This window comes from Nocardia nepalensis (assembly GCF_048910785.1).
GTDB lineage: Bacteria > Actinomycetota > Actinomycetes > Mycobacteriales > Mycobacteriaceae > Nocardia > Nocardia nepalensis.
The window spans coordinates 66,019-88,443 of sequence record NZ_JBKBET010000001.1 but is presented as its reverse complement, the minus strand read 5'-3'; the positions used below and the strand labels follow the sequence as shown (position 1 = coordinate 88,443).

Genomic DNA, 22,425 nt, shown 5'->3' with positions numbered 1-22,425 from the left:
CACCTAGATGGGCTGAACCAACGCATCGACACCCCGCCGACAGTGCCGAAGTCGACCGCTGCCGCCAGCAGATGGCCGCACCGCCGATGGGCGGTGAGGTTATTTGCTGGCGACTATGTGCGGCGCGACACAGTCTAATCCGCGGAGTCGTACCGCAGGGCTCGTTCGGAAACGCAGATCTCATCGATTCCGGTGACGATGTCGCGCAACAGTTCTGAGGGCAGCGCCGAGGGCCGCAAACGGCAGGTGAAGGTGATCAGCCCGTGGTCCTCGATCGACAGCCCGCGCGTTTGTGCCTCCGCACGCAGGTACTTCGAGCGCACACCGTAGGTCATCGCGGAGATGACGGTGAAGCAGCCGGTCCGTTCCCGGTGTCCGGCAAACAGGTCGTGCAGCCGGTAGAAGACCGAGGTGTAGGTCGACAGCGGTGCGAAGATCGCGACCCGGTAGGCGGGGCCGCGCTCCGAGGAGCTGATCACGGTATCGGCCAGATACTCCGCGTCCCGCAGTGTCAGCACCTTCGGGGCGAACATGAGCGCGCCCGCCGCGGCATTGCGCACCGGCGCGCCCGCGCGCCCGCCCGCGGCGGAGGCGATGACGCCCAGCGACTTCCTGGTTTTGGTGCCGACCTCGCGGCGCGCGCGCAGCGATCGGGTCGGCGTGGTGGGGTACAGGCTCGACCACTGACCGAAGCGTACGGTCCCCAACTGCACATGTCCGGTGCCGACCGGCCGCGACACCTTCAGCGGCGCGGTATCGACCCAGCGACCGACCTGCAGCGCGACATTGCCCGGCCGGGCGATCTCGGCGTAGGCGTGCTCGACGAAGGAGTCGAAGTCCAGGAACCGGTCGGCGTCGGTGGTGAGCCAGGTGTGGTCCTTATCGATATCGACCACGTCGAGGGTGAGCGCGGTGATGATGCCCGCGCGCCCGCCCGCGCCCAGAATCCGGTGGAAGCGCTCGGTGTGGTGGTTGCGCCCGCAGGTGCCGATGCGACCGTCCGGATCGACGTATTCCAGATCCACGATCTGATCGATGAACATGCCGTACTTGTGCGACGCCGTGCTCACTCCGCCGACCGAGGCGAAGCCGCCCGCGGTGATATCGCGGTGGTCGCCGACGATCGGCAGACCGAGTCCGTGCGCGCCGAGACGCCGATCGATATCGGACAGTTTGGCGCCCGCCTGCACGCGCACGGTGCGCCTGCCGAGGTTGATATCGAGTACCGCGTTCATCTTTCGTAGCGACACCACCGCGCGTTGATCGGGTAACGAAAGTCCATCGTCGATCGGTTCGCCGCCGCGCACCGTGAGGTTTTCCGCTCGACCGCGTGAATTCCGCACAGTACGAACGACATCCGCGGTGTCACGAGGTAGATATTCTTCGGCGGCGACAGTGTGCGGCGTGCTCATGGATCGAAAGCTAACCACAGCGCGGGCTCCGATGCTCGTCCGATCTCACCGGTTACCGAACCTGCGGCGCGAGCCGCTTGCTGAACAGGACAGATCCGGCGGCGTCGCAGAGATTGACCGTCAGTTCCCTTGACTTGCCGTCGATCACAACCTCACCGAAATGTTGGAAGCCCTCCAGCGGTGAGGCGTTCTGGACGTCGGGGGCGTGTACGAATACCGCATCCGGACCGAAGGTGCCGTCCAGCGGATTCGGGCCGAACGCACCGGCATTCAGCGGTCCGGAGACGAACTCCCAGAATTCGTCGAAGTCGGTGAACGCGGCGCGCTCCGGTGCGTAGTGGTGGGCCGCGGTGTAGTGCACGTCCGCGGTCAGCCAGACCACACCGCCCACCTTGTTCGCCTTGATCGCCGAGAGTACTTGCGCGATCTCGGTTTCCCGGCCGGACGGTGCGCCGTTGTCGCCGTTGGCGGGGCCCTCATAGGCCGTCACCTTCTGTTCACCGTCCTTGACGACCAGACCGAGCGGCAGGTCATTGGCGACGATCTTCCAGGTGGCCCTGGAGTCGCGCAGACCCTCGATCAGCCACTTCGTCTGCTCCGGACCGAAGATGTGACCGCTGGGGCCGTTGTTGATGTCGTTGGTGTCCTTATAGGTCCGCATATCGAGCACGAAGATGTCCAGCAGCGGGCCGTAGGCGATCTTGCGGTAGAGGCGTCCGTCCACTGCCTCCTTGGGCTCCAACGGCATCCACTCGTGGAAGGCCTGCCAGGAGCGGGTCGCCAGGGTGTCCATGCTGCGCTCGCTGTAGCCCTTGGTCTCGGCGACCAGGCCGCCGTGGTACCAGTTGTTGACGGTCTCGTGGTCGTCCCACTGGACCACCTGGGCGACCGCGGAGTTGAAGCGACGGTAGTTCTGGTCGGTCAGGTTGTAGGCGTAATTGCCGCGGAACTGGTCCAGGGTCTGCGCGACAGCGCTTTTCGCCTCGGAGACGGTATTGCGCCAGATCCGTCCGTCGGGCAGCGTCACCGATTCCCGCAACGGAACGTCGGCGTAGATCGAGTCACCGGAGTGGATGAACAGGTGCGGATCGCGTGCGGCCATGGCGGAGAAGATCTTCATGCCGCCGAGTTCGGGATTGATGCCGTAGCCCTGACCGACCACGTCACCGGACCACTGCAGTTTGATATCGGACGCGCCGGTGGGCACGGTGCGGAATACGCCGGTGATCGGTTCGGAGGTGGCGCCGTCCTCGCCCTCGAGGACGACCCGGTAGTGCACCTGCTGGCCCGCGGGCAGGCCATTGACGCGCACCCGTCCGGTGCCGTCGGAGTCCGGGGTCAGCAGCGGGCCGGCGAATCGTTTGGCGTCGCTGAAGGATTCGGTGGCCGCGGTCTCCACGATCAGCTTCGCGGGCCGATCCGAGCGCGCCCAGATCAGCGCGCCGTCGGTGCGCGGATCGCCGACCGCGACGCCGTGGGTGAGGTTCGGGCGCGAACGGACCAGCGCGGGACCGTCGTTCGAGCAGGCGGCCAGCGCCGGGGCCGCGACGAGACCGAGGGCGCAGGTGCGCAGCAGAGTCCGCCGGGAGAAGTCCGAACCAGTCATTCGCCCACCTTGGCGCAGGCAGTCCAACACCATGTGAACTCCCATCGTCGGCTCGGCCAACAGGCTCCCGACGTCAGCCGCGCGGTCGGAGTTCGATGATCGGGATGAGGCGGTCGGTCTTCTTCTGGTAGCCGAGATAGCGCGGTTGTCCCGCGGTGATCTGCTGCCAGGCCCGGTCACGTCGTTCGCCGTCCAGCTGTTCGGCCGTGACGTGGTAGTTCGTCCCGCCCACCTCGGCCCACACCTGATCCGGATGCGCGGCGATATTGTGGTACCAGCCCGGATGTTGGATCGCGCCACCCATGGAGGCGACGATGAGCCACCCGCCGTCCTCCGCCGGAAAACGGCTGACCGTCACTCGACGTTCCTGACCGCTCTTCGCTCCGACAGTGGTCAGATACACCAGGTCCATGCCCAGGAATCGGTCGTGGCGGAATCGGTGATATCGCTCCATCGCCCGGGTGAGGAAACGGAACACCGGATTCGATGACGGCGGTCGGGATCCTCGGGTCCCCGCGGGAATCTTCTGAAAACTCATGGTCCGCTCCCTGACGGTTCGGAACTGTGCTCAGCTACCAGCATGGCACCGCGGTGATCATTCCGAGGCCGACCTCGATCAATATGACCGAAGGCCCCGAACCGGGTGGTTCGGGGCCGACTTGTCCGGGCTTGTGGTGAGAGCTCCGGAGGCTCACAGGGTGTTGTCGCAGAGGACTTCGTAGGCGCGCATCGCGTCTTCGGGGAAGACGAGTACGCGTTGGCGGGTGGGGTGGGAGTGGGCCGGGCCGGTGGTGGCCCGGATCCCGTTGTATCGCAAGAGGTCACGGACCGCGTGGGCGGTGGTCGCACTGGCCACCGTGGCGGCCGCGACCAGCAGGCCGTAGTCCTCGGTACCCGGCTCGTAGGAGCGTTCGAGCCACATCATGGTGCATGCCTTTCACCGTCGGCGGAGATTCGGTCCTGATACTTCTGTAGCACGGCGAGCTGTTTGCGTTCCTGAGCGTGCTCGATCTCGAAGTGCCGCTCGGATTCCGCTGCCGGATCGGGCCACAGGAAGCTGCCGATGCCCGGCTTGCCGCCGACCCGAGTTTGTTCATCTTCTTCGGGATCGCGGCGCCCTGGTAGGGCAGGGGGACCGGGTGGCCGTGCTCGTCGACCGGTCCGAGCGACTGGTGCACCTCGATGTACTCGCCGTGCGGCAGTCGCTTGATGATGCCGGTTTCGATGCCGTGCTCGAGCACCGCGCGGTCGCTGCGCTGCAGACCGATGCAGAACCGATAGGTGACGAAGTACGCGATCGGCGGCGCGATCAACATACCGATGCGACCTATCCAGGTGGTGGCGTTGAGCGAGATATCGAACTTCAACGCGATGATGTCATTGACGCAGGACAGCGTCAGCACCAGATAGAAGGCGATCGCCATCGCGCCGATGCCGCTGCGCACCGGCACATCTCGCGGCCGCTGCAGCAGATTGTGGGCCGCGTAATCCTTGGTGAGCCGCTTCTCGATCCATGGGTAGGCGGGCAGGATCACCAGCACCACACCCATTACGACGGCCACCCAGAATGCCGCCGGGATGGTGTAGTTGCCGATATAGATCTCCCATGGCGGCATCAGACGCGTCAGGCCGTCGGTCCACATCATGTAGAAGTCCGGTTGCGAACCCGCCGACACCTGGGCCGGGTTGTAGGGCCCGAGTTCCCAGATCGGATTGATCTGGAACAGACCACCCATGATCGCGACCGTGGCGAGGGTGAACATGAAGAACGCACCCTGGTCGGCGGCGAAGACCGGCACGATGCGGGCCCCGACGACGTTGTTCTCGGTGCGTCCCGGCCCGGGGAACTGCGTGTGCTTCTGATACCAGACCAGCGCGATATGCGAGGCGATCAATGCCAGCATGATGCCGGGGAACAGCAGCACGTGCGTGATGAACAGGCGCGGAATCAGCACCTCGCCGGGGAACTCACCGCCGAAAAGGGCGAAGTGGATCCAGGTTCCGACGATCGGGATGCTCATCGTGAAACCGCCGAGCGGCGCGCGCAGGCCGGTGCCGGAGAGCAGATCGTCGGGCAGGCTGTAACCGAAGTAACCCTCGAACATGGCCAGCACCAACAGCGTCGAACCGACCACCCAATTCGCTTCGCGCGGTTTGCGGAACGCGCCGGTGAAGAAGATCCGCAGGCAGTGCACGATGATCGCGGCCACGAACATCAGTGCGGCCCAGTGGTGTACCTGCCGGACGAACAGACCGCCGCGCACCTCGAACGAAATATCCAGGGCGCTCGCATAAGCCGCCGACATGTGCACACCGCGCAGCGGTTGATACGCACCGTCGTAGACGACTTCGGTCATCGACGGATCGAAGAACAGCGTCAGGTACACACCCGAGATCAGCAGAATGATGAAGCTGTACAACGCGATCTCGCCGAGCAGGAACGCCCAGTGCGTCGGAAAGACCTTATTGATCGAGCGTTTCACGAAGGCGGCGGCGCGGTACCGCTCGTCGGCCGCAGCGGCCTGATGCGCCACCTTCGAGCTCATCGCGCGATCCCGTACGAGTCGAGTAGGCCGAACGGCGGCGTGGGCGCCTGCGCCTCCCATGACACCTCGGCAATGCTCTCGTCCGCCACCTCATCACCAATGAACAGCACAGGCATGGTCATCTCCTTCTCCGCCGGGAGCTGTCACGCATAAGACGCAATAGCGGCCCGAAACGTGACAGCTCCGATGCGAGAAGTCGGGACGCGGCGGGTATGGGGCGAGCGCCCTACCCCGAGTGCCTGATGGGAGGGCATTTCGATGCGCGAGTGAGTGACGGAGATCTCGTCAGGGCTCGGGGAGTTCGTTCAATGCGGCGAGGAAGTCATCCGACGGATAGATGCAGAGTGCGTCGCCGGTGTGCTGGGTGGTGGCGGCCAGTTCGATGGTGCCGCCGTGCCACCAGTAGACGTCCTGACTGACCGGCCAAGGGCGCTGGGTGTAGTCGAGCACCGCGACCTGGGCGAGCACCGTGGTTGCCCGCACGACCTCCAGATCGGCCACCGGATGCGCGTAGATATGGCGCTGGGACGGCACAATGAATACCGACCCCGCAGGTCCGACCACCGGATACTCGCCGAGCCAGCGCGCGTGCGCGGTGACGTAATCGGAAATGCCGCACAGCAAGGTGATCTCGACACTGTCGGCTGTCGGCGTATCGACCCGGTGCGTGATCGCCTCCAGCGGACCGTCGGCGCGGGTGTTCTGTTCGGCGAGGGCGAACAGGTGGTATTCGTCGATCGGCCACTGCCGCAGCATCGGATAGGTGACCGGCGCCATGGTGTGCACCTGATCGATCAGCACCCGCTGGATCAGTCCGGGCGCGACCTCGCGACGCACCACATCCGGTGCCCCGCCCTGCCCGGAGTACAGCCGAGTCCGGATCAGCCCCCGCATCATCGCGAAATCCCCGGTATCGAGCGGATCATGGTCGACCTCCAGATCGACCAGTCCGGTACTGAGGTAGTCCGCCACCAATGCGGGCCACTGATCCGGCGGCTCGTCCGCCGCCATCCGCCGCAAATTCGTCAAACCGACCATCACATGCCCCGCGGGCCCGGACAACATCACGTCATCCGCGGCCGCCACCTGGCACGAATATCCCAACTGATGGGCCGCCGCCACGGCGAGAGACAACAGCACATCCGGCGATTCCTCGGACATCGTGGCCCCCTCGCTCGTCTTGCGGTGCACCAGCTTTCGCCACACTCGCAGTTACCGCACTCGGAACACCTACACCCGTGATTGTGCCCCTCCGGCTGCCCGCCCATGACCGAGTTGCTCAGGTCCGCATGCGGCGTCAGCGGTCGACGGTCGGCCCGATCGAAGCTCGGTGTGCCGTCGATATGAATGTCGCGCAGGCGTCCGGCTGCTTATCGCCCGTGGCGTTCTCGACTCCACTATTGACGTCGACCGCGTACGGGCGCACCGCGTGGATAGCGGCGGCGACATTTTCCGGGGTGAGGCCACCGGCGAGGATGACCGGACGGCCGAGTTCCCGCAGTGCGTCGGCGATGGCGGCGCTGATCGACCAATCGTGCGTACGGCCGGTGCCGCCCAACCGGTCCGCCGTGCGCGAATCCAGGAGTACCGCATCGCAGTTCGGTGCGAGTCGGCGTGCGGTGTCGATGGCTTCCGGACCGGTTACGTGCACCGCCGCGATGACCTGCCGGCCGCGCGCCGCGTTGCGCACCTGGCGGACCGTCGCCACCGGCACCAGCCCGTGCACCTGGATCGCATCGACGCCGATCCGATCGGCAAGGTCCACGATCGCCGCGGCGTCCTCGAGATGGGTGACCAGAACCCGAGTCACGAAGGCGGGGGTGAGCGCTGCGAGTTGCGCGGCCTGTGCCGCGTCGAGGGCATCCTCGCTGACATGGGTAATGCCGCAGATGAATCCGACGGCGTCGGCGCCCGAGGACACCGCCGTCCGCAGGTCATCCGCGGACCTGATCCCGCACACCTTGGTACGCACCGTCACCGGGCAAACGATAGCGCCAGCGCATTGCCGCCGCGGTTACCGGCGGCTGGGACAAAACGAGCCCGGTGCGTTCGGCACCGGGCTCGTGAAGAAAGGCGGAGAATCTAGCTCGCGGCCGTCTCCGGGATGCGGGTGGGTGTGGGGGCGGATTCGGTGGGGACGCCCTTCTTGAGGCTGGCGGCGTAGACGTCTACGTATTCCTGGCCGCCGAGTTGCATGAGCTCGTACATGACTTCGTCGGTCACCGCGCGTTCGACGAAGCGGTTGCCGCCCATGCCCTCGTAGCGGGAGAAGTCGATGGGGGCGCCGAATTTGACGGTGACCTGCTGGCGGCGCCAGCGGAAGGGGCCGGGCGGGCAGACCTCGAAGGTGCCGATGACGGCGACCGGGATGACGGGGACGCCGGTTTCCAGGGCGAGGCGGGCCAGACCGGTCTTGCCCTTGTAGAGACGGCCGTCGGGGGAGCGGGTGCCCTCGGGGTAGAGGCCGACGAGATGGCCCTTGTCGAGGAGTTTGCGCGCGGCGATGAGCGCGTCCTCGGCCGCGCTGGCACCGCTGCGGTCGATCGGGTACTGGCCGGTGGCGCTGAAGAAGAACTTCTGCAGCCGACCCTTGAAGCCGGGGGTGTTGAAGTACTCGGCCTTGGCCAGATAGCTGATGCGGCGCGGGCTCATCAATGGCGCGAACAACCAGTCCGAGAAGGACAGATGGTTCCCCGCCAGGATCGCCGGTCCGTCGGCGGGAATGTGCTCCACGCCTTCGACTGTCGGACGGTTGTAGAGGTGCATGAACGGTCCCGGGAACAGGTACTTCAGCATCCAGTACAGCATGGTGTCCTAACCCCCGCGGCCGGGATCGTTTACGGGTACAACCGTCAGTTGCCGACTTTACCGTTGGTCACAGATCACATCCAAGCGGAGCGGCGTATCTCACCACATGTTCTCGAATGCTGATATCCGACCGCTCAGTGGGTGGAACGGGCGACCCACGATCGCCCGCGGCCGGTGTCGGCGAGAGTGGCCCTGGCGAGCTCCGCCGCGCCGACCATGCCCGCCGCCTCGCCGAGCTGCGTGGTGCGGATCCGGGCCAGCGGCCGATGGCCGGCCCCGGTGATCGCCCGCGCGTATTCCTCTCGCGCCTCGTCCAGGAACAGCGGCGCGGAACTGCTGACCCCACCGGCGATCACGATCAGTCCGGGATCGAAGATATCGCTCACGAACGCCAGCCCGAGCCCGAGCCAGCGCGCGAAATCGGCCATCACCCGCACGGCCAGCGGATCGCCGTCCTGTGCGGCCCCGGCCACCCGGCGTCCGGTCAGCGAACCGGGATCGCGGAACACCTCGCGCGCCAGGACGGTCGAATGCACCGGATCGGTGGCCAGCATTTCGATCGCGGTATCGGCCAGCGCCGTTCCGCTGCAATATCTTTCCCAGCATCCGCGCTTACCGCACGGGCAGCCCCGTCCCTGCGGCACCACCTGTAGGTGCCCGAGTTCGGGTGCGACGCCGTGGGTGCCCCGATAGAGTTCGCCGTCGATGATCAGCGCCGCCCCGATCCCGGTGCCGATCGCGACGAGCACCGAATTGTGCCCGCCCGCCGCCGCACCGAAGCGGTATTCGGCCCACATCGCGGCATTGGCGTCGTGCTCCAGGATTACCGGCAGCCCGAGGCGTTCGGTGAGCCGCTGCGCGACCGGGGCGTCCTGCCACGGTAGGTGCGGTGCGAAGCGCACGCTCGAGCGATCACCGTTGATGAATCCGGCCACCGCGAGGCCGACCGCGCCGATCGGATGCCGGTGGCACAGCTCGCGGACCGCACGGTCCAGTGCGTCCTCGAGTGCGCGGGCCGAATGCGGTGTCGGCGCGACGACGGTGTCGAGCACCTCGCCGTCGCCGTCGACCACCGATGCGCGAATGTTGGTGCCGCCGACGTCGATACCGACGGTCAGGGGTCGCGCACCTGCCACGCGCACCGTCATGCCTTGATCGTCACGGGGATGCCGACGTAGCGCGCGCGTTTGCGCCCGGCCGAGGTCGACCGCTGGGTGTGGGTGTTCGCTTCGGCGGGTGCGGCTGCCGCGTCCGGCGCGTCCGCGTTCTTCTCGAAGGACACCGAATGATCGTGCGGTGCCGCGTCTTCGGGCATGACCGGCTCGACCGGCACCCCGGCCAGCGCCTCGCGCAGCACAGTGACGATCGCGGTGCCGTGATCGGCCACCGTCGCCAGCATGTCGTGGTGCTCACCGCGCACCAGCGCGGCCGCCGCGCAGACCGGGCACCAACTGCAACTCGACCAGTCCGGCTGTCCGTCGGCGGCCCGGCGCAATACCGGCTCGACCCGCTCCAACACCGCCTCCGCCAGCAGTCTCAACTCCGCGGCGAATTCGCCGAGGCCGTCACCGGGATCGGCATCACCTGGCCAGCCATCCGTCCGGCCGTCGTTCGGATCACTCATACCGGCCACGCCTCCGGGTCCGGACGGAAACGCACGACCAGATAGCCGTCATCGAGTTCGGCGCCATCGACCGTGCACCGCCGCAATACCGGCGCCAAGCGCACCCGGCGCCGGACCCCGTCCGCTCCCACGATCAAATCGTCCTCCACTCGTCCCAGTCGCAGCGTCGCCGCATCGACGACGGGCAGGTGCATCCGCAACGCGTACACCGAATGCAGACCGGTGCCCGATTCCAATCGAACCACCGGCTCGCCGGAACTTGTGCGAACCTCCGCCGGATTGTCGCGCAGCGCGGGGTCGGTGTCTAACCGTTCGCCCGAGTCCATCGCGTACGACAGCGCGGACAGCGAGGTCAGCCCGACCGGTTCGGGTCCGGTGTGCTGGGCGATCAGCACCCGTGTTCCGTTCATACCCCGCTGCAGCCGGTTCACCACGTCCAGCTGTTCGGCGCGCCGGTTCAGATACCACTGCACCGCCGGATGGGAGGCGACCTCCAGCGCGGTCGGCGGCGGCGTGGCCGGCAGCACCTTGTTCACCACCACCGCGTCCAATCGCAGACCGAGCAGCGCCGCGGCCGAGCGCACCCGCTCCGATTCGGCGATGGCCACCTGTTCGGCGACGGTGATCAGCCGTGCCCCGGTGCGTGCGTGATCGCCGAGCAGATCACGTACCTCGGTCACCGCCTTGACGATCCGTTCGACCGTCGTGGCCAGCACCGCGCGGCGCAGGTCGGTGCCGACGGTGCTCATTGCCCGCGCGTGCGGCGGCCACACCCGCTCCACATAGCCGAGCAAGGTTTCCGGTGCGGTGAGGATGCGCAGCATATCCGCTGATGGCGGGCAGTCGACGACGATCACATCCCAGTCGTTCTCCTGGGCGAACTGGGTGATCTCCACCAGCATCAGCAATTCCTGGACGCCGGGCAGTCCGGTCAGTTCGGCCGGATCCAGTGCCGCCAGGTCGATGCCGTGCTCGTGGCCGGTCCCGGTGGTCAGCATCCGAACCACGTCGCGGAACCGATCCTCCAGCAGCGCAAGGGAATCTACCTCGATCACATCGAGCCCGGGCAGCACGCCGGCGATCCCGGCCACCGTGCCGGGATCGTGCGGAAACCGGAAGCCGAGGGCATCGCCGAGCGAATGCGCCTGATCCAGCGAGGCCACCAGCACCCGCTGACCCGCCCGCGCATAGGCCATGGCCGTGGCGCAGGCCAATGTCGTCTTGCCGACCCCGCCCTTGCCGATGAACAGTTCGACCCGGGTCCCGCTTGCCTCGGGCTTGTGCGTGATCAGCCTTCGACCCGTTTCTTCAGTTCCTTGAGCGCGGTATCGGTGATCACCTTCTCCGCCTTGCGCTTGAACATGCCGATCATCGGGATGTTCAGGTCGACGGTCAGCTCGTAGGTCACCTCGGTGGTGCCGTCGGGCTGATCGATGAGTTCGTAGGTGCCGTCCTGCGCCTTCTGCAGATCGCCGCTGACCAGCGTCCAGCTGACCGACTTGTCGTCGGGCCGCCAGGTATAGGACAGCACATAGGTGTCCTTGACGACCCCGGCGTCCAGCACGAAGCGCGCGGTTCGCGCTCTGCCATCGGCGCTCTTCTCCAGCACCTCAACGGATTTCGCCGCCGAGACCCACTCCGGGTAGGACTCCAGATCGGCGATGACGGACATCACCCGCTGCGACGGTGCATCGATGATGATCGACCTCTGGGTCCTGTCGGCCATGGCGGACAACGATTCCTTTCAGCTGCTCTGCTGTACTCGTGTGCGTCAGCGGGCGGTGGTGTGCGCGGGTGCGACACCCGCCGCGCGGCCCGCTTCCAGCCTGGCCTTGATCTCGAACGACATCGTCTTACCCGCCACCCGGCGGGCCCGATTGGCGGCGGCCAGGTCCCGGGTCGGCGCCTTCGGTTCGGCGTGCAGGAAGTAGTGCAGGATCACCCCGTCCAGTGCGGGCTCGAGCCATACTTCCATGGTTCCGGTCAGCGCACCGGCGACCGTCCAGCGAATCCCCTTGTCGGCCCGGTCTTCCCGGACCTCGAGGGTCAGGTCGGGCCACCAGCGGCGCCAATTGTTCCGGCCCGACAGGATCTCGGCGACCGCCGCCCCCGGGGCGGCGACGAAAGTCTGATCTGCGACCTGAATACTGCTCACGGGCCGAGCGTAGTAGATCAGAGCGCCGCACCGTGCGCCGCCATCACCTTATTGCAGCAGTTGACGCAGCCGAGCGCCCAGGCTGTCCCAGCGCCACTGCTCCTCGACCCACTTTCGCCCCGCCGCGCCCATCTCGGCGGCGGCGTCGCGATCGGACAGGATGTCGACGATGGCATTGGCGATCTCGGTGGTATTGCGTCCGTCGACCACGCGCCCGGTCTTGCCCTCCAGCACCGTCTCCGGAGCGCCGCCCGAACTCCCGGCCACCACCGGCACCCCGGACGCCGACGCCTCCAGGTACACGATGCCGAGACCCTCGACATCGAGTCCGGCCCCTCGGGTCCGGCTCGGCATCGCGAACACATCGGCCAGCGTGTGGTGGGCGGCCAGTTCGCTGGACGGGACTCGCCCGGTGAAGACCACGTCGTCGGCGACACCCAAGGCCGCAGCGAGCCCGCGCAGCTTGTCCTCGTACGGCCCGCCGCCCGCGATCACCAGCACGGCGCCGGGAACGCGGTCGCGGATCTCGAGCATGGCGACGATCAACGCGTCCTGCCCTTTGCGCGGCACCAGTCGGGACAGGCACAGGATGGTCGGGCGGTCGCCCAGGCCGTAGCGTTCGCGCAGTTCCGCGCGCGCCGCCGGATCCGGCCGGAACACCTCGGTGTCCACCCCCGGCGGCAGATACTCGAGCGCGGCATTCGGCCCGAACGCCGAGGCGAACCGTCTGCGGGTATAGCGACTGACGTAGGTGACGACATCGGTGTGCTCGCCGATCGCGCGCAGCGCCTGCCGCGCACCCGGCAGCATGGACCAGCCCACCTCGTGCCCGTGCGTACTCGCCAGAATCCGGGTGGCGCCCGCGCGCCGCAGCATCGGCGACAGCAGTGCCAGCGGCGCCGCCGCACCGAACCACACCGTGTCGCAGTTCTCGCTGCGCAGCAGGCGCGCCGCCCGCCGCAGCACCAGCGGGGTCGGCAACATCAACGTGGTGGGGTGGCGGACCACCTGGAACTTCTGTCTGGCATCGAATTTCAGATGACTGTCGCCGCGCCACCGCGGTGCGTAGACAACCAGATCATCGGGCGGCAGCTCACCGGCCAGCGCTTGCAGATACGACTGGATACCGCCCGGCCGCGGCGGGAAATCATTGGTAACCAGCAGAGTTCGGGCCATGCGAACAAACTACTGTGTTGGATTTGTCGCGCGTTCGGCGCGGCGTGTTCGCGGCCGGAGTGCGGTAATGGTCCGGCTCAAGCGGTGGGGGCGGACAGCCAGTTCCGCCAGTCGGTGACCAGGTCACTGCGGCTGGTGCCGAGGACATCGCGCATGATGCGGTCCTCGCTGGCGGGGTCCTGTTTGCCCGCGGCGATGCGACGGTAGAGCTCGACCAGGCGCGGTTGGTCGAACTTCTCGGCCACGAAAGCGCAGACCGACCAGGCCTGTTCGTAGGCCGCGACGGCGCCGGTCCCGGCGAAGTCGGCGTCGGCCGGGAGATCGCGCGGGACATCCCCGGCACGGACCCGGGTGGTGACCGTTGGCGCGATATCGGCGAAGTGGTGTCCGGCGCCGAGGTGGGCCACGAATTCGGCGAAGCCCTCGAGCATCCACTGCGGTGCGCCGTCGACGGTCTGGGCGCGGGTCGCGATATGGGTGAGTTCGTGACGCAGCAGGGTGCGCAGGCCGTCGCTGTCGAGGCGGCGTCCGGCGTCGGCGCTGAAGACGACGCGCTGCCCGGTCGGCTGGGTGCCCGGTACGAACGGGTCGGCCACCGAGGCCGCGGCGACATCGGCGGGCATAGTCGCCGAACGAACCAGCGCGGCGAACTCCGACGGGTTCGACGCGACGACGACCATCGCGGACCGGGCCCACCCCGGTCCCCAGACGCCGGTGACGGCCGTGGTCGCGGTGGCGAGTTCGCCAGCGAGGGTATCGATTTCGGCCCGTTGCGCGGGATGACCGACGACCAGGGACTGCTGACCGTCCCCGGTCGGCACCTGTTCGGTGACCAGCTGTCCGAAGGGTTCGAGGCTCCGGCGGACCGCGCTCAAGCGCGGATCGTCGTCGGCCGCGGCGCGCAGACTGCCGATCGAAGTCGGCTGGGCCGCGCGCAGTTTCGGCAGGACCGAATTGGGCACCATCAGCAGTGCGCCACAGGTGCCGGTCAGCACGGTCACCGTCGCGACGGTGGCGACGAACTGGAAGCGTCGCCGCACGAAAAACCAGGTGCGGGCCCGCCGGAAGCTACTCATAGCCGATCAGTATCGCCGAGCCGAGTGATAGGGGGTCGACCCGAGTGGTGCTACGGCCACCGGGACACCGAACGTGGAGGCGTGCAGCATCATTCCATTGCCCGCGTAGATGCCGACGTGGGAGATATCGGAGTAGAAGAACACGACGTCGCCGGGCTGCAGATCGTTCTTGTCCACCGGGGTGCCATAGGTGGCCTGCTGGGAACTGGTCCGCGGCACATCCTTGCCGACCTGTTTGAAGGCCCATTGCACGAGTCCGGAGCAGTCGAACTGGTGCGGTCCGGTCGCGCCCCACACGTACGGGTCGCCGATGCGGGTGAGTCCGGCGGCCAGCGCGCTGGTGCCGCTGCCGGGAACCAGGCCGCGCAACAGGGTGTCGGAATCGAAACCGGGCGGGAAGGGCGATCCGGCCAATGCCGATTTGTCCTTGGTGGACAACTGCCCCCACGCCTCGACCACCTGCGCGATGGACCCGGAAAGGCCGGCCCGCTTGCGCTCGAGATCGGCGCGCACCTGGTCGGCCTTATCGGAGGCGGCCCGGGCGGTATCGGCGGCGGTGCGCGCGGTCTTCTCCGCCTCGGTCGCCGCGGCGGTGGCCTGCCGGTAGAGATTGAGCTGCTCGGAGTTCTTGGCCGAGATCACGTCGATGGTGGACATCTGGTCGAGCAGACGCTGCGGTGAGTCGCTGAGCAGCACGGCGGAGAGCCGGTTGGTGCGTGCGCCCTGATAGGCGGCGATCACGGTGCGATCGATGATCGGCTGGAACTTGCGGACTTCCTCGCGGGCCGCATCGGCGATCTGCGTGGCCGTGGCGAGTTTGGCGTCGGCGTCGTGCAGGGCGGCGAGTTTGGTGTCGAGATCGGCCTGCGCGCCGAGGGCCTGTTGATTGAGCTGTTCGGATTCGCGGGACAGGTCGATCATGCGCTGCACGGCCTCGCTGGCCGTGGTCGGCAGGGCGGCCGGATCGGCTCCGGCTGGACTGCCACTGCAGAGTGCCGCGGCCAGGACTCCCGCCGCTAATGCCTCTGCCACCAGACGTTTCCTGCGATGTCTCCGGTGATGTGCTGTCACAGCGCGCCAGGCCCCGTTTCTCTCGTGAAGCGACTTATCGCCTCCGTGAGCTGCGGGAACGTTTGCCGCGAACTCCGCAACCCGGGAAGGTCTCAATTAGGTTACGGAACGGCATAGGTCCGTGTCCAGTAGGCCACAAAACGATCACTCGTGCTTTCCGGCGATCGCAACGCTACGCCGTCCCGTCGCCCGGCCGTGCACACAGGCCGGGCGCTTTGATCGGACGGGTCGCTCAGTAGCGGCGAGCGCCGGCGATCGGCATCGAGGAGATCGGCGCGAGCTTCACCGGGGTGCCGGAGGTGGACGCGTGGACCACATTGCCGTCACCGGCGTAGAGGCCGGAGTGGCTGCCGCCGTAGAACGACACCACGTCGCCCGGCTGCAGATCGTCGAGCGAGACCGGGGTGCCAGCGGCGAGCTGCTCACCGCTGGTGCGCGGCAGCTCCAGGCCGGCCTGCTGGTAGGACCACTTGACCAGACCGGAGCAGTCGAAGGCGTTCGGGCCCGCGGCGCCGTAGACGTACGGGGAGCCGATCTTGCTCATCGCGGCGTCGAGGGCGATATCGCCGACGGACTTCTTGGGGGCCAGGAAGGGCAGCGCGGGGGCGGCGGGCACCTCGATGCCCGGGATCCCCTGCGGAATCGGGATCTCGTTCGGCACGTCGAACGTGCCGACGCCGGGGATGGTGACCGGCTGGGCCGAGGCGGGTGCAGCGGGCAACAGGAAGGCGCCGAGCGTGGCAGCTCCGACGGCTCCGGCCGCGACGGCACGCTTTGCATGTCGCTTGACGGTGTTGGTCGCCATGATGCGGTTCTCCCAATCTGCCCCACGACGCCGCACCCGGTGGTGCGGCGGACTTCTGCTCGGACACCGTCGGGTGGTGCGTCGAACTCCGTGAGGTCTCAAAAAGGTTACGAACACATCACGGTGGTTTGTAAAGTCGGCAAGATCAGAAATGGCGACGCTCAACAAATTTTCCCCGGATTATGTGCGAGTTGCGTCACAGCAATCACGAAACAATAACGACCAGCGATTATCGGGGGGCGCCGGCGTCGCTACCGAGCCGGCGGTCAAGTGACGGCGGGGTGTCCCAGACGCCGCTGTTCTCGGCATTTGCCCAGGTCGGAAAGGTATGTCGGCTCGATTTCCACCCAACATCCCAGACCGGTCGGTCTCCTTGTCGGGATCGGCGGCAGCACGCCCGGGGCTCCGACTCCGAACGCCCGGGCGTGTCCGGTGTAATGATGTAATTTTCGAAACAATGTGACCTGTGCCACATTTTGGTGTTCTAGATCATTTCGTGGGAATCGGAGCGAAATCCTCATCGCGTAATTCGGGTATTTCCGTGGCGAAATCCGAGGTGGCGTTCCGGCACGTTCCTGTCGTACCCGGGCCCTACGCTGCACGCCGTGCCCGATCCGACGCCGCGCCAGGCCGCCGCACTGCAGTTGGCCTTCGACGAGCTCGAGACGCCGCTCTACGACACCACCTTCGTGGTCGTCGATCTGGAGACCACGGGCACCAGCCCGGATGGCGACGCGATCACCGAGATCGGCGCGGTGAAGGTGCGCGGCGGCGAGGTGCTGGGGGAGTTCGCGACGCTGGTGAATCCGGGACGGGCCATCCCGCCGGCGATCGTCCAGATCACCGGGATCACCACCGCGATGGTCTACGAGGCGCCGCGGATCGAGGCGGTGCTGCCGGGTTTTCTGGAGTTCGCCAAGGGCGCTGTGCTGGTCGCGCACAACGCCCGCTTCGATATGGCGTTCCTGCGCGCCGCGGCGGCTCGGATGGATACGCCGTGGCCGAGCGGGCCGGTGGTGTGCACGGTGAAGCTGGCGCGGCGCGTACTCGCCCGCGACGAGGCGCCCTCGGTTCGACTCGGCGTGCTCGCGCCGCTGCTCGGTGCGGCTACCCAGCCGAACCATCGCGCCCTCGACGACGCGCGGGCCACCGTGGATGTGCTGCACGCCCTGATCGGTCGGGTCGGCAATCTGGGCGTGCACAGCCTGACCGAACTGCTCGATTATTTGCCGAATGTCACACCGCGCCAGCGCGCCAAACGGGTCCTCGCCAACGATCTGCCGACGAGTCCCGGTGTCTATCTCTTCCGCGGGCCCTCCGACGAAGTCCTCTATATAGGGACCGCGGTGAATCTGCGTCGCCGCGTGCGCAACTACTTCACCGGATCCGAGACCCGTGGCCGGATGAAAGAGATGGTTTCCCTTGCCATTCGGGTCGACCATGTGGTGTGCGCGCACGGTCTCGAGGCCGGGGTGCGCGAGTTGCGGCTCATCGTCGCGCATACCCCGCCCTATAACCGGCGGTCGAAATTTCCCAAGCGCGGCTGGTGGATCACGCTGACCGACGAACCGTTCCCCAGATTCGCCATCGCGCGCACGCCGACCGCGGATGCCTTGGGGCCCTTCCCTTCTCGGATGGACGCCAACGATGTCGCGCTCACCATCGCCGAGCACAGCGGCCTGCGCACCTGCACGACGCGACTGCCGCGCGACGGTCGCCACGACTGCCCGCCCGCGGTGGTCGGCGGATGCCCGGCGGCCATCGGTGGCCGTCCTCTATATAGAGAGGAATACGAACCTGCCGCGGCAGGTGTTCGGGCACTGCTCGCCGGGCATTCCGACGCGCCGCTGCGGGCCATGCTCGACCGCATCGAAACCCATTCGCAGGCCGAACATTTCGAGGCCGCCGCCCGGTTGCGGGATCGGGCCGTCGCGGTGGTTCGAGCCCTGCACCGCACACAACGACTGTCCGCGGTCGCGCGGATCGCGGAACTGATCGCGGCGCATCCGGACGGCGCGGGCGGGTGGGAGTACGCGGTGATCCGATATGGGCGATTGGCGGGGGCGGGTACCTCGGTGCGGGGCGTGCCGCCCATGCCGGTGATCGAACGCATCGTCGCGGCGGCGGAGACGGTGCTGCCCGAGCCCGCGCCGCCATTGCGCGGTGCGTCGCCGGAGGAGGTGGGTCTGGTCACGCGGTGGCTCGGTCGGCCGGGGGTTCGGATCGTGCGCACCAGTGACGGATACGGCGAGCCGATCCGCGGCGCCGGGCGCTGGGCCGGATGGGCCGAACTCGCCGCCGCGGCCGCGCGCGTCCAACTCCCGGACCAGGACACCGAAGTCTCGGAGTACCGGCGTCGCGACCGCCTAGGCTGACAGCCATGATTACCGCGATCGTGATGATCCAGGCCGAGAACGCCCGCATCCCGGAGACCGCACAGGCGGTCGCCGACACCGTTGGCGTCACCGAGGTCTACTCCTGCGCGGGCGATGTCGACCTGATCGCGATCGTGCGGGTGCGCGACCACGCGGAGATCGCCGAGATCGTGACCGGCCGCATCGACAAGACCCCCGGCGTCGCCCGCACCACCACCCACATCGCCTTCAAGTCCTACTCCAGTGCCGATGTAGAAGCGGGCTTCTCCCTGGGGGAATGATTCAGGGGACGAGGAGCCCGAGAGCATGCGGGAGGCGCCGGAGAGAAGGACGGCGCTAACCGCTGGAGACCGCCGGCGCAGGTCCGACATCGATTACGGGGCCGACGCCGGATGCCGCGGCCACTGTCGACCGCTTCGGCTGCCCGGAATGCGCGCTCCGGCTCAGTTGTCGCCGAGGGTATTGGTGAGTTTGGCCCAGCGTTCCAGTAGGGCGGCGGATTTGCCCGCGTCGATGGCCTCGGCGGCGCGTTCGATACCCGCCGCCAGGGCGTCGTGCACGTCGGCGTCGGGATCGCCGGTGCCGCGCGACAGGTCGTAGGCGACGATGGCGGCGGCGGAGTTGAGCAGTACCGCATCGCGCACCGGGCCCGCGGTACCCGCGAATACGCTGCGCGCGACGCCCGCGTTGACCTCGGCATCGCCGCCGCGCAACGCGTCCAGATCCACCCGGGCGATGCCGATGCGGGTCGGATCGATGGTCGTTTCCCGCAGTTTTCCGCGCGATACCACCCAGGCGTCGGTGGTGTCGGAAGTGGTTATCTCGTCCAGGCCGTCGTTGCCGCGCACCACGATGGCGCTGGCGCCGCGATCGGCGAAGACCCCGGCGATCACCGGCAGCAGGTCGGAGAATGCGCAGCCGACCAGCCCGGCTCGTGGTTGCGCGGGGTTGGTGAGTGGCCCGAGCACGTTGAAAACGGTGGGGATGCCGATTTGCGAGCGGGCTGGACCGGCGAAGCGCAACGCGGGGTGAAATAGCGGCGCGAAACAGAAGCCGATGCCGACCTCGCGCACGCAGCGAGCAACGGCCTCCGGACCGAGGGCCAGCTTCACGCCCAACGCCTCGAGCACGTCGGCGCCGCCGCTCTTCGAGGACGCCGCGCGATTGCCGTGCTTGACCACGGGTACGCCGGCCGAGGCGACCACGACCGAGGACATCGTCGAGATATTCACCGAACCCGACCGGTCACCGCCGGTCCCGACAATGTCCACCGCATCGCCGTCGACATGGACGAGTCGGGCGTGGCCGAGCATGCCAGCGGCCATTCCGGACAGTTCGGTGGGAGTCGGGCCCTTGATCTTCATCGCGACACCGAACGCGGCGATCTGTGCCGGCGTCGCGTTATCGGTGAAGATCTCGTTGATCACCCAGGTCGTGTCGTCCGCTGCCAGATCGCCGCCATCGGCAAGGGTCCCGAGTATCTGGGGCCAGCTGCGCATGTCCACTTCTCCTGTCACCACTGGTTCGCGCACCAGTTTGTCGCGATTAGAGCGTAGTGGTCGAGACGTTATTACCGATGCGCGGTCGCGGAACCCGGTTGCATGGCATCCCAGCCGTCGGCGACGCCGTCGTGCCGTTGCGCCAGACCGACCATCCTGGACCGTTCCTGCGAACAATGCAGCGCGTCGAGCAGCTGGACGCGTTGCAGGATCAGCGATTCCAGCTCGTACGGAGCCGGATCCGCGGTGCGTGGGGCCGCCGCGTAACCGTCCTGGGCCGCGATCCCGCACACCTGCGCCACCTGTTCGGGCGGGATCCGCAGATAGTGCCGCAGCAATACGGGCTGATCGGGATTGAGAGCCGAGGCGCGCGCCAGTGTCGTCGAACACGCTTCGGAGTCATCGAAGCACTGCGCGACGACTACTAGATCGGAACGGTTCGGATCGAGCGTTTCGGGTTCGTCCCTGCCGAATAATCGTTGCCACCATCGCGTCACATCCGCCTCCTGATCTCAGCTTTTACTTACCAACACATGTCATGCTCGCCGAGGGAGTCACACAGGTCGCCGACATGCCGCACCGCAGGTGCGCCGGACTCCGAACCAACACGCCGATACCTGGGGGCGAGACCCCGTCTGTCCGTGCGTTTTCCGACACGGGAGGACAAGTTTCGCACCCGGGTACTTGTGTCGTACTACGACGAGTCATACTTACCCCCGTGACGACCGCAGTAGGGACCCCAGGATCGGCCATTACTCAGCGTGTGCATTCGCTGAACCGGCCCAACATGGTGAGCGTCGGTACCATCATCTGGCTGTCTAGCGAGCTGATGTTCTTTGCCGGGCTCTTCGCGATGTATTTCGTCGCGCGCGCCCAGGCCCACGGCAACTGGCCGCCGGAACCGACCGAGCTGAACCTCAAGCTTGCCGTGCCGGTCACCACCGTGCTGGTCGCCTCGTCGTTCACCTGCCAGATGGGTGTGTTCGCGGCGGAGAAGGGCGATGTGTTCGGACTGCGCCGCTGGTACGTCATCACCCTGATCATGGGTGCGATGTTCGTGGCCGGTCAGGGCTACGAGTACAGCAACCTGGTCAGGGAGGGCACCTCGATCTCGAGCAGTGCCTACGGCTCGGTGTTCTACATCACCACCGGTTTCCACGGTCTGCACGTCATCGGCGGTCTGATCGCCTTCGTGTTCCTGCTGGTCCGCACCAAGGTCAGTAAGTTCACCCCCGCACAGGCCACCGCCGCGATCGTCGTCTCGTACTACTGGCATTTCGTCGACATCGTCTGGATCGGGCTGTTCGCCACGATCTACTTCGTCCGCTGAGCGGGCCAGTACCCCCAATCTTTTGCACAAGTCGGTTCCGTCTACTCCAAAGGGACACAGATGAGTTCATCTCCCCCGTCAGCGCCAGAGCCCGCCAGCCCCGGGAATGGCCAGGCCAGCAAGACGCGTAAGCAGCGCCGCATCCGGCGTCGCATCGCGGGTGGGCTTGCGCTGCTGGTGGGCCTCGTCGGAGCCGGATTCCTTGCCACCGCGATCACGCCGGACCCGCAGGTCGCGACCGCGCACGAGGACCAGTCCGCGCTGATCCGCGACGGCAAGCAGCTCTACGAGACCTCCTGCATCACCTGCCACGGCGCCAACCTGCAGGGCGTGCCCGACCGCGGCCCGAGCCTGATCGGCGTCGGCGAGGCCGCCGTCTACTTCCAGGTTTCCTCCGGCCGCATGCCGATGGCGCGCAACGAGGCCCAGGCGACACGCAAGCCGCCGAAGTTCGACGCCCACCAGATCGACGCGCTGAGCGCGTATGTCGCGGCCAACGGCGGCGGCCCGAGCGTGGTGCGCGACGCCAACGGCGAGGTCGCCCAGGAATCGCTGCGCGGTCCCGATATCGCCCGCGGTTCGGAGCTGTTCCGGATGAACTGCGCGTCCTGCCACAACTTCACCGGCCGCGGCGGTGCGCTGTCCTCCGGTAAGTTCGCCCCGCCGCTGGAACCGGCGAGCGAGCAGCAGATCTACGACGCGATGGTCACCGGCCCGCAGAACATGCCGAAGTTCTCCGACCGGCAGCTGAGCCCGGAAGAGAAGCGCGACATCATCGCCTACGTCAAGAACGCCACCGAGGAGAAGAGCCCCGGCGGCTGGGACCTCGGCGGGTTCGGTCCCGCGACCGAGGGTCTGGCCATGTGGGTGGTCGGCATCACGCTCGTCGTCGGCGCCGCGATGTGGATCGGATCACGTTCATGAGTGACAAGGAGCCAACTG

At 67.1% G+C, this 22,425-nt stretch carries 22 protein-coding genes and 1 pseudogene; 4 read left to right on the top strand and 19 right to left on the bottom strand.

What is annotated here, in order from left to right; genetic code table 11:
* Positions 1-134: 134 nt before the first annotated feature.
* From ACHQ4I_RS00395 to ACHQ4I_RS00315, 17 genes and pseudogenes are all read right to left on the bottom strand, one after another.
* Positions 135-1,412 (bottom strand): FAD-binding oxidoreductase, encoded by a 1,278-nt coding sequence (locus tag ACHQ4I_RS00395; protein WP_420769603.1) that lies wholly within the window; start codon positions 1,410-1,412, stop codon positions 135-137.
* A gap of 52 nt (positions 1,413-1,464) precedes the next feature.
* Positions 1,465-3,018: an alkaline phosphatase D family protein gene (locus tag ACHQ4I_RS00390; RefSeq protein ID WP_420769602.1), complete on the bottom strand. Its 1,554-nt coding sequence runs from the start codon at positions 3,016-3,018 to the stop codon at positions 1,465-1,467.
* A gap of 73 nt (positions 3,019-3,091) precedes the next feature.
* On the bottom strand, positions 3,092-3,556 hold the full coding sequence (locus tag ACHQ4I_RS00385; RefSeq protein WP_420769601.1) for a nitroreductase/quinone reductase family protein: 465 nt from the start codon (positions 3,554-3,556) through the stop codon (positions 3,092-3,094).
* Between the two features lie 153 nt (positions 3,557-3,709).
* Positions 3,710-3,943, bottom strand: coding sequence for a hypothetical protein (locus tag ACHQ4I_RS00380; RefSeq protein WP_420769600.1), 234 nt, complete (start codon positions 3,941-3,943; stop codon positions 3,710-3,712).
* A pseudogene (qcrB, locus tag ACHQ4I_RS00375) lies at positions 3,940-5,564 on the bottom strand (cytochrome bc1 complex cytochrome b subunit). Before qcrB ends, ACHQ4I_RS00380 begins: the two are co-directional and overlap by 4 nt.
* Positions 5,565-5,849: 285 nt before the next feature.
* Entirely contained in the window at positions 5,850-6,725 is an 876-nt protein-coding gene (locus ACHQ4I_RS00370; RefSeq protein WP_420769599.1) for a hypothetical protein, read from the bottom strand.
* 136 nt (positions 6,726-6,861) lie between these two features.
* Positions 6,862-7,542, bottom strand: coding sequence for a phosphoribosylanthranilate isomerase (locus tag ACHQ4I_RS00365; protein WP_420769598.1), 681 nt, complete (start codon positions 7,540-7,542; stop codon positions 6,862-6,864).
* A gap of 104 nt (positions 7,543-7,646) precedes the next feature.
* Positions 7,647-8,372: a lysophospholipid acyltransferase family protein gene (locus tag ACHQ4I_RS00360; protein ID WP_420769597.1), complete on the bottom strand. Its 726-nt coding sequence runs from the start codon at positions 8,370-8,372 to the stop codon at positions 7,647-7,649.
* 134 nt (positions 8,373-8,506) lie between these two features.
* Positions 8,507-9,520, bottom strand: a complete 1,014-nt coding sequence (locus ACHQ4I_RS00355) for an ROK family protein (RefSeq protein WP_420769596.1) — start codon at positions 9,518-9,520, stop codon at positions 8,507-8,509.
* Positions 9,517-9,996: a hypothetical protein gene (locus ACHQ4I_RS00350; protein ID WP_420769595.1), complete on the bottom strand. Its 480-nt coding sequence runs from the start codon at positions 9,994-9,996 to the stop codon at positions 9,517-9,519. The genes ACHQ4I_RS00355 and ACHQ4I_RS00350 overlap by 4 nt, the downstream gene beginning before the upstream one ends.
* Positions 9,993-11,246: an ArsA family ATPase gene (locus ACHQ4I_RS00345; protein WP_420769630.1), complete on the bottom strand. Its 1,254-nt coding sequence runs from the start codon at positions 11,244-11,246 to the stop codon at positions 9,993-9,995. Before ACHQ4I_RS00345 ends, ACHQ4I_RS00350 begins: the two co-directional genes overlap by 4 nt.
* A 38-nt stretch (positions 11,247-11,284) precedes the next feature.
* Entirely contained in the window at positions 11,285-11,722 is a 438-nt protein-coding gene (locus tag ACHQ4I_RS00340) for an SRPBCC family protein (protein WP_420769594.1), read from the bottom strand.
* 45 nt (positions 11,723-11,767) lie between these two features.
* A complete protein-coding gene (locus ACHQ4I_RS00335) occupies positions 11,768-12,151 on the bottom strand; it encodes a polyketide cyclase / dehydrase and lipid transport (RefSeq protein WP_420769593.1) in 384 nt (127 codons plus the stop codon).
* Between the two features lie 48 nt (positions 12,152-12,199).
* Entirely contained in the window at positions 12,200-13,327 is a 1,128-nt protein-coding gene (locus ACHQ4I_RS00330) for a glycosyltransferase family 4 protein (protein WP_420769592.1), read from the bottom strand.
* 77 nt (positions 13,328-13,404) lie between these two features.
* Positions 13,405-14,403: a hypothetical protein gene (locus tag ACHQ4I_RS00325; protein WP_420769591.1), complete on the bottom strand. Its 999-nt coding sequence runs from the start codon at positions 14,401-14,403 to the stop codon at positions 13,405-13,407.
* A gap of 6 nt (positions 14,404-14,409) precedes the next feature.
* Complete coding sequence (locus ACHQ4I_RS00320) at positions 14,410-15,435, bottom strand: NlpC/P60 family protein (protein ID WP_420769590.1); 1,026 nt, start codon at positions 15,433-15,435, stop codon at positions 14,410-14,412.
* A gap of 271 nt (positions 15,436-15,706) precedes the next feature.
* On the bottom strand, positions 15,707-16,279 hold the full coding sequence (locus ACHQ4I_RS00315) for a C40 family peptidase (protein ID WP_420769589.1): 573 nt from the start codon (positions 16,277-16,279) through the stop codon (positions 15,707-15,709).
* 605 nt (positions 16,280-16,884) lie between these two features.
* Here ACHQ4I_RS00315 and ACHQ4I_RS00310 point away from each other — a divergent pair.
* Both ACHQ4I_RS00310 and ACHQ4I_RS00305 read left to right on the top strand, forming a co-directional pair.
* A complete protein-coding gene (locus ACHQ4I_RS00310) occupies positions 16,885-18,654 on the top strand; it encodes a DEDD exonuclease domain-containing protein (protein ID WP_420769588.1) in 1,770 nt (589 codons plus the stop codon).
* 5 nt (positions 18,655-18,659) lie between these two features.
* Complete coding sequence (locus ACHQ4I_RS00305; protein ID WP_420769587.1) at positions 18,660-18,935, top strand: Lrp/AsnC family transcriptional regulator; 276 nt, start codon at positions 18,660-18,662, stop codon at positions 18,933-18,935.
* A 162-nt stretch (positions 18,936-19,097) separates the two neighbouring features.
* On the opposite strand, the gene trpD is transcribed toward ACHQ4I_RS00305, so the two are convergent.
* Positions 19,098-20,153 (bottom strand): anthranilate phosphoribosyltransferase, encoded by a 1,056-nt coding sequence (gene trpD / locus ACHQ4I_RS00300; RefSeq protein ID WP_420769586.1) that lies wholly within the window; start codon positions 20,151-20,153, stop codon positions 19,098-19,100.
* A 71-nt stretch (positions 20,154-20,224) separates the two neighbouring features.
* The gene (locus tag ACHQ4I_RS00295; protein WP_420769585.1) at positions 20,225-20,650 is read right to left on the bottom strand and encodes a hypothetical protein; all 426 of its coding nucleotides are present in this window, start codon (positions 20,648-20,650) and stop codon (positions 20,225-20,227) included.
* A 221-nt stretch (positions 20,651-20,871) separates the two neighbouring features.
* Here ACHQ4I_RS00295 and ctaE point away from each other — a divergent pair, with 221 nt between their 5' ends.
* Both ctaE and qcrC read left to right on the top strand, forming a co-directional pair.
* Positions 20,872-21,483: an aa3-type cytochrome oxidase subunit III gene (gene ctaE, locus ACHQ4I_RS00290; RefSeq protein ID WP_420769584.1), complete on the top strand. Its 612-nt coding sequence runs from the start codon at positions 20,872-20,874 to the stop codon at positions 21,481-21,483.
* Between the two features lie 60 nt (positions 21,484-21,543).
* Complete coding sequence (gene qcrC / locus ACHQ4I_RS00285; RefSeq protein ID WP_420769583.1) at positions 21,544-22,407, top strand: cytochrome bc1 complex diheme cytochrome c subunit; 864 nt, start codon at positions 21,544-21,546, stop codon at positions 22,405-22,407.
* Positions 22,408-22,425: the final 18 nt, after the last annotated feature.

Bases quoted from the DNA above. Each gene is read 5' to 3' on its own strand.
- ACHQ4I_RS00370 (WP_420769599.1), bottom strand. From the start codon at position 6,725: ATGTCCGAGGAATCGCCGGATGTGCTGTTGTCTCTCGCCGTGGCGGCG.
- ACHQ4I_RS00385 (WP_420769601.1), bottom strand. From the start codon at position 3,556: ATGAGTTTTCAGAAGATTCCCGCGGGGACCCGAGGATCCCGACCGCCG.
- ACHQ4I_RS00355 (WP_420769596.1), bottom strand. From the start codon at position 9,520: ATGACGGTGCGCGTGGCAGGTGCGCGACCCCTGACCGTCGGTATCGAC.
- ACHQ4I_RS00305 (WP_420769587.1), top strand. From the start codon at position 18,660: ATGATTACCGCGATCGTGATGATCCAGGCCGAGAACGCCCGCATCCCG.
- ACHQ4I_RS00380 (WP_420769600.1), bottom strand. From the start codon at position 3,943: ATGATGTGGCTCGAACGCTCCTACGAGCCGGGTACCGAGGACTACGGC.
- trpD (WP_420769586.1), bottom strand. From the start codon at position 20,153: ATGCGCAGCTGGCCCCAGATACTCGGGACCCTTGCCGATGGCGGCGAT.
- ACHQ4I_RS00350 (WP_420769595.1), bottom strand. From the start codon at position 9,996: ATGAGTGATCCGAACGACGGCCGGACGGATGGCTGGCCAGGTGATGCC.
- ACHQ4I_RS00315 (WP_420769589.1), bottom strand. From the start codon at position 16,279: ATGGCGACCAACACCGTCAAGCGACATGCAAAGCGTGCCGTCGCGGCC.
- ACHQ4I_RS00360 (WP_420769597.1), bottom strand. From the start codon at position 8,372: ATGCTGTACTGGATGCTGAAGTACCTGTTCCCGGGACCGTTCATGCAC.
- ACHQ4I_RS00340 (WP_420769594.1), bottom strand. From the start codon at position 11,722: ATGGCCGACAGGACCCAGAGGTCGATCATCATCGATGCACCGTCGCAG.
- ACHQ4I_RS00325 (WP_420769591.1), bottom strand. From the start codon at position 14,403: ATGAGTAGCTTCCGGCGGGCCCGCACCTGGTTTTTCGTGCGGCGACGC.
- ACHQ4I_RS00330 (WP_420769592.1), bottom strand. From the start codon at position 13,327: ATGGCCCGAACTCTGCTGGTTACCAATGATTTCCCGCCGCGGCCGGGC.
- ACHQ4I_RS00390 (WP_420769602.1), bottom strand. From the start codon at position 3,018: ATGACTGGTTCGGACTTCTCCCGGCGGACTCTGCTGCGCACCTGCGCC.
- ACHQ4I_RS00395 (WP_420769603.1), bottom strand. From the start codon at position 1,412: ATGAGCACGCCGCACACTGTCGCCGCCGAAGAATATCTACCTCGTGAC.
- qcrC (WP_420769583.1), top strand. From the start codon at position 21,544: ATGAGTTCATCTCCCCCGTCAGCGCCAGAGCCCGCCAGCCCCGGGAAT.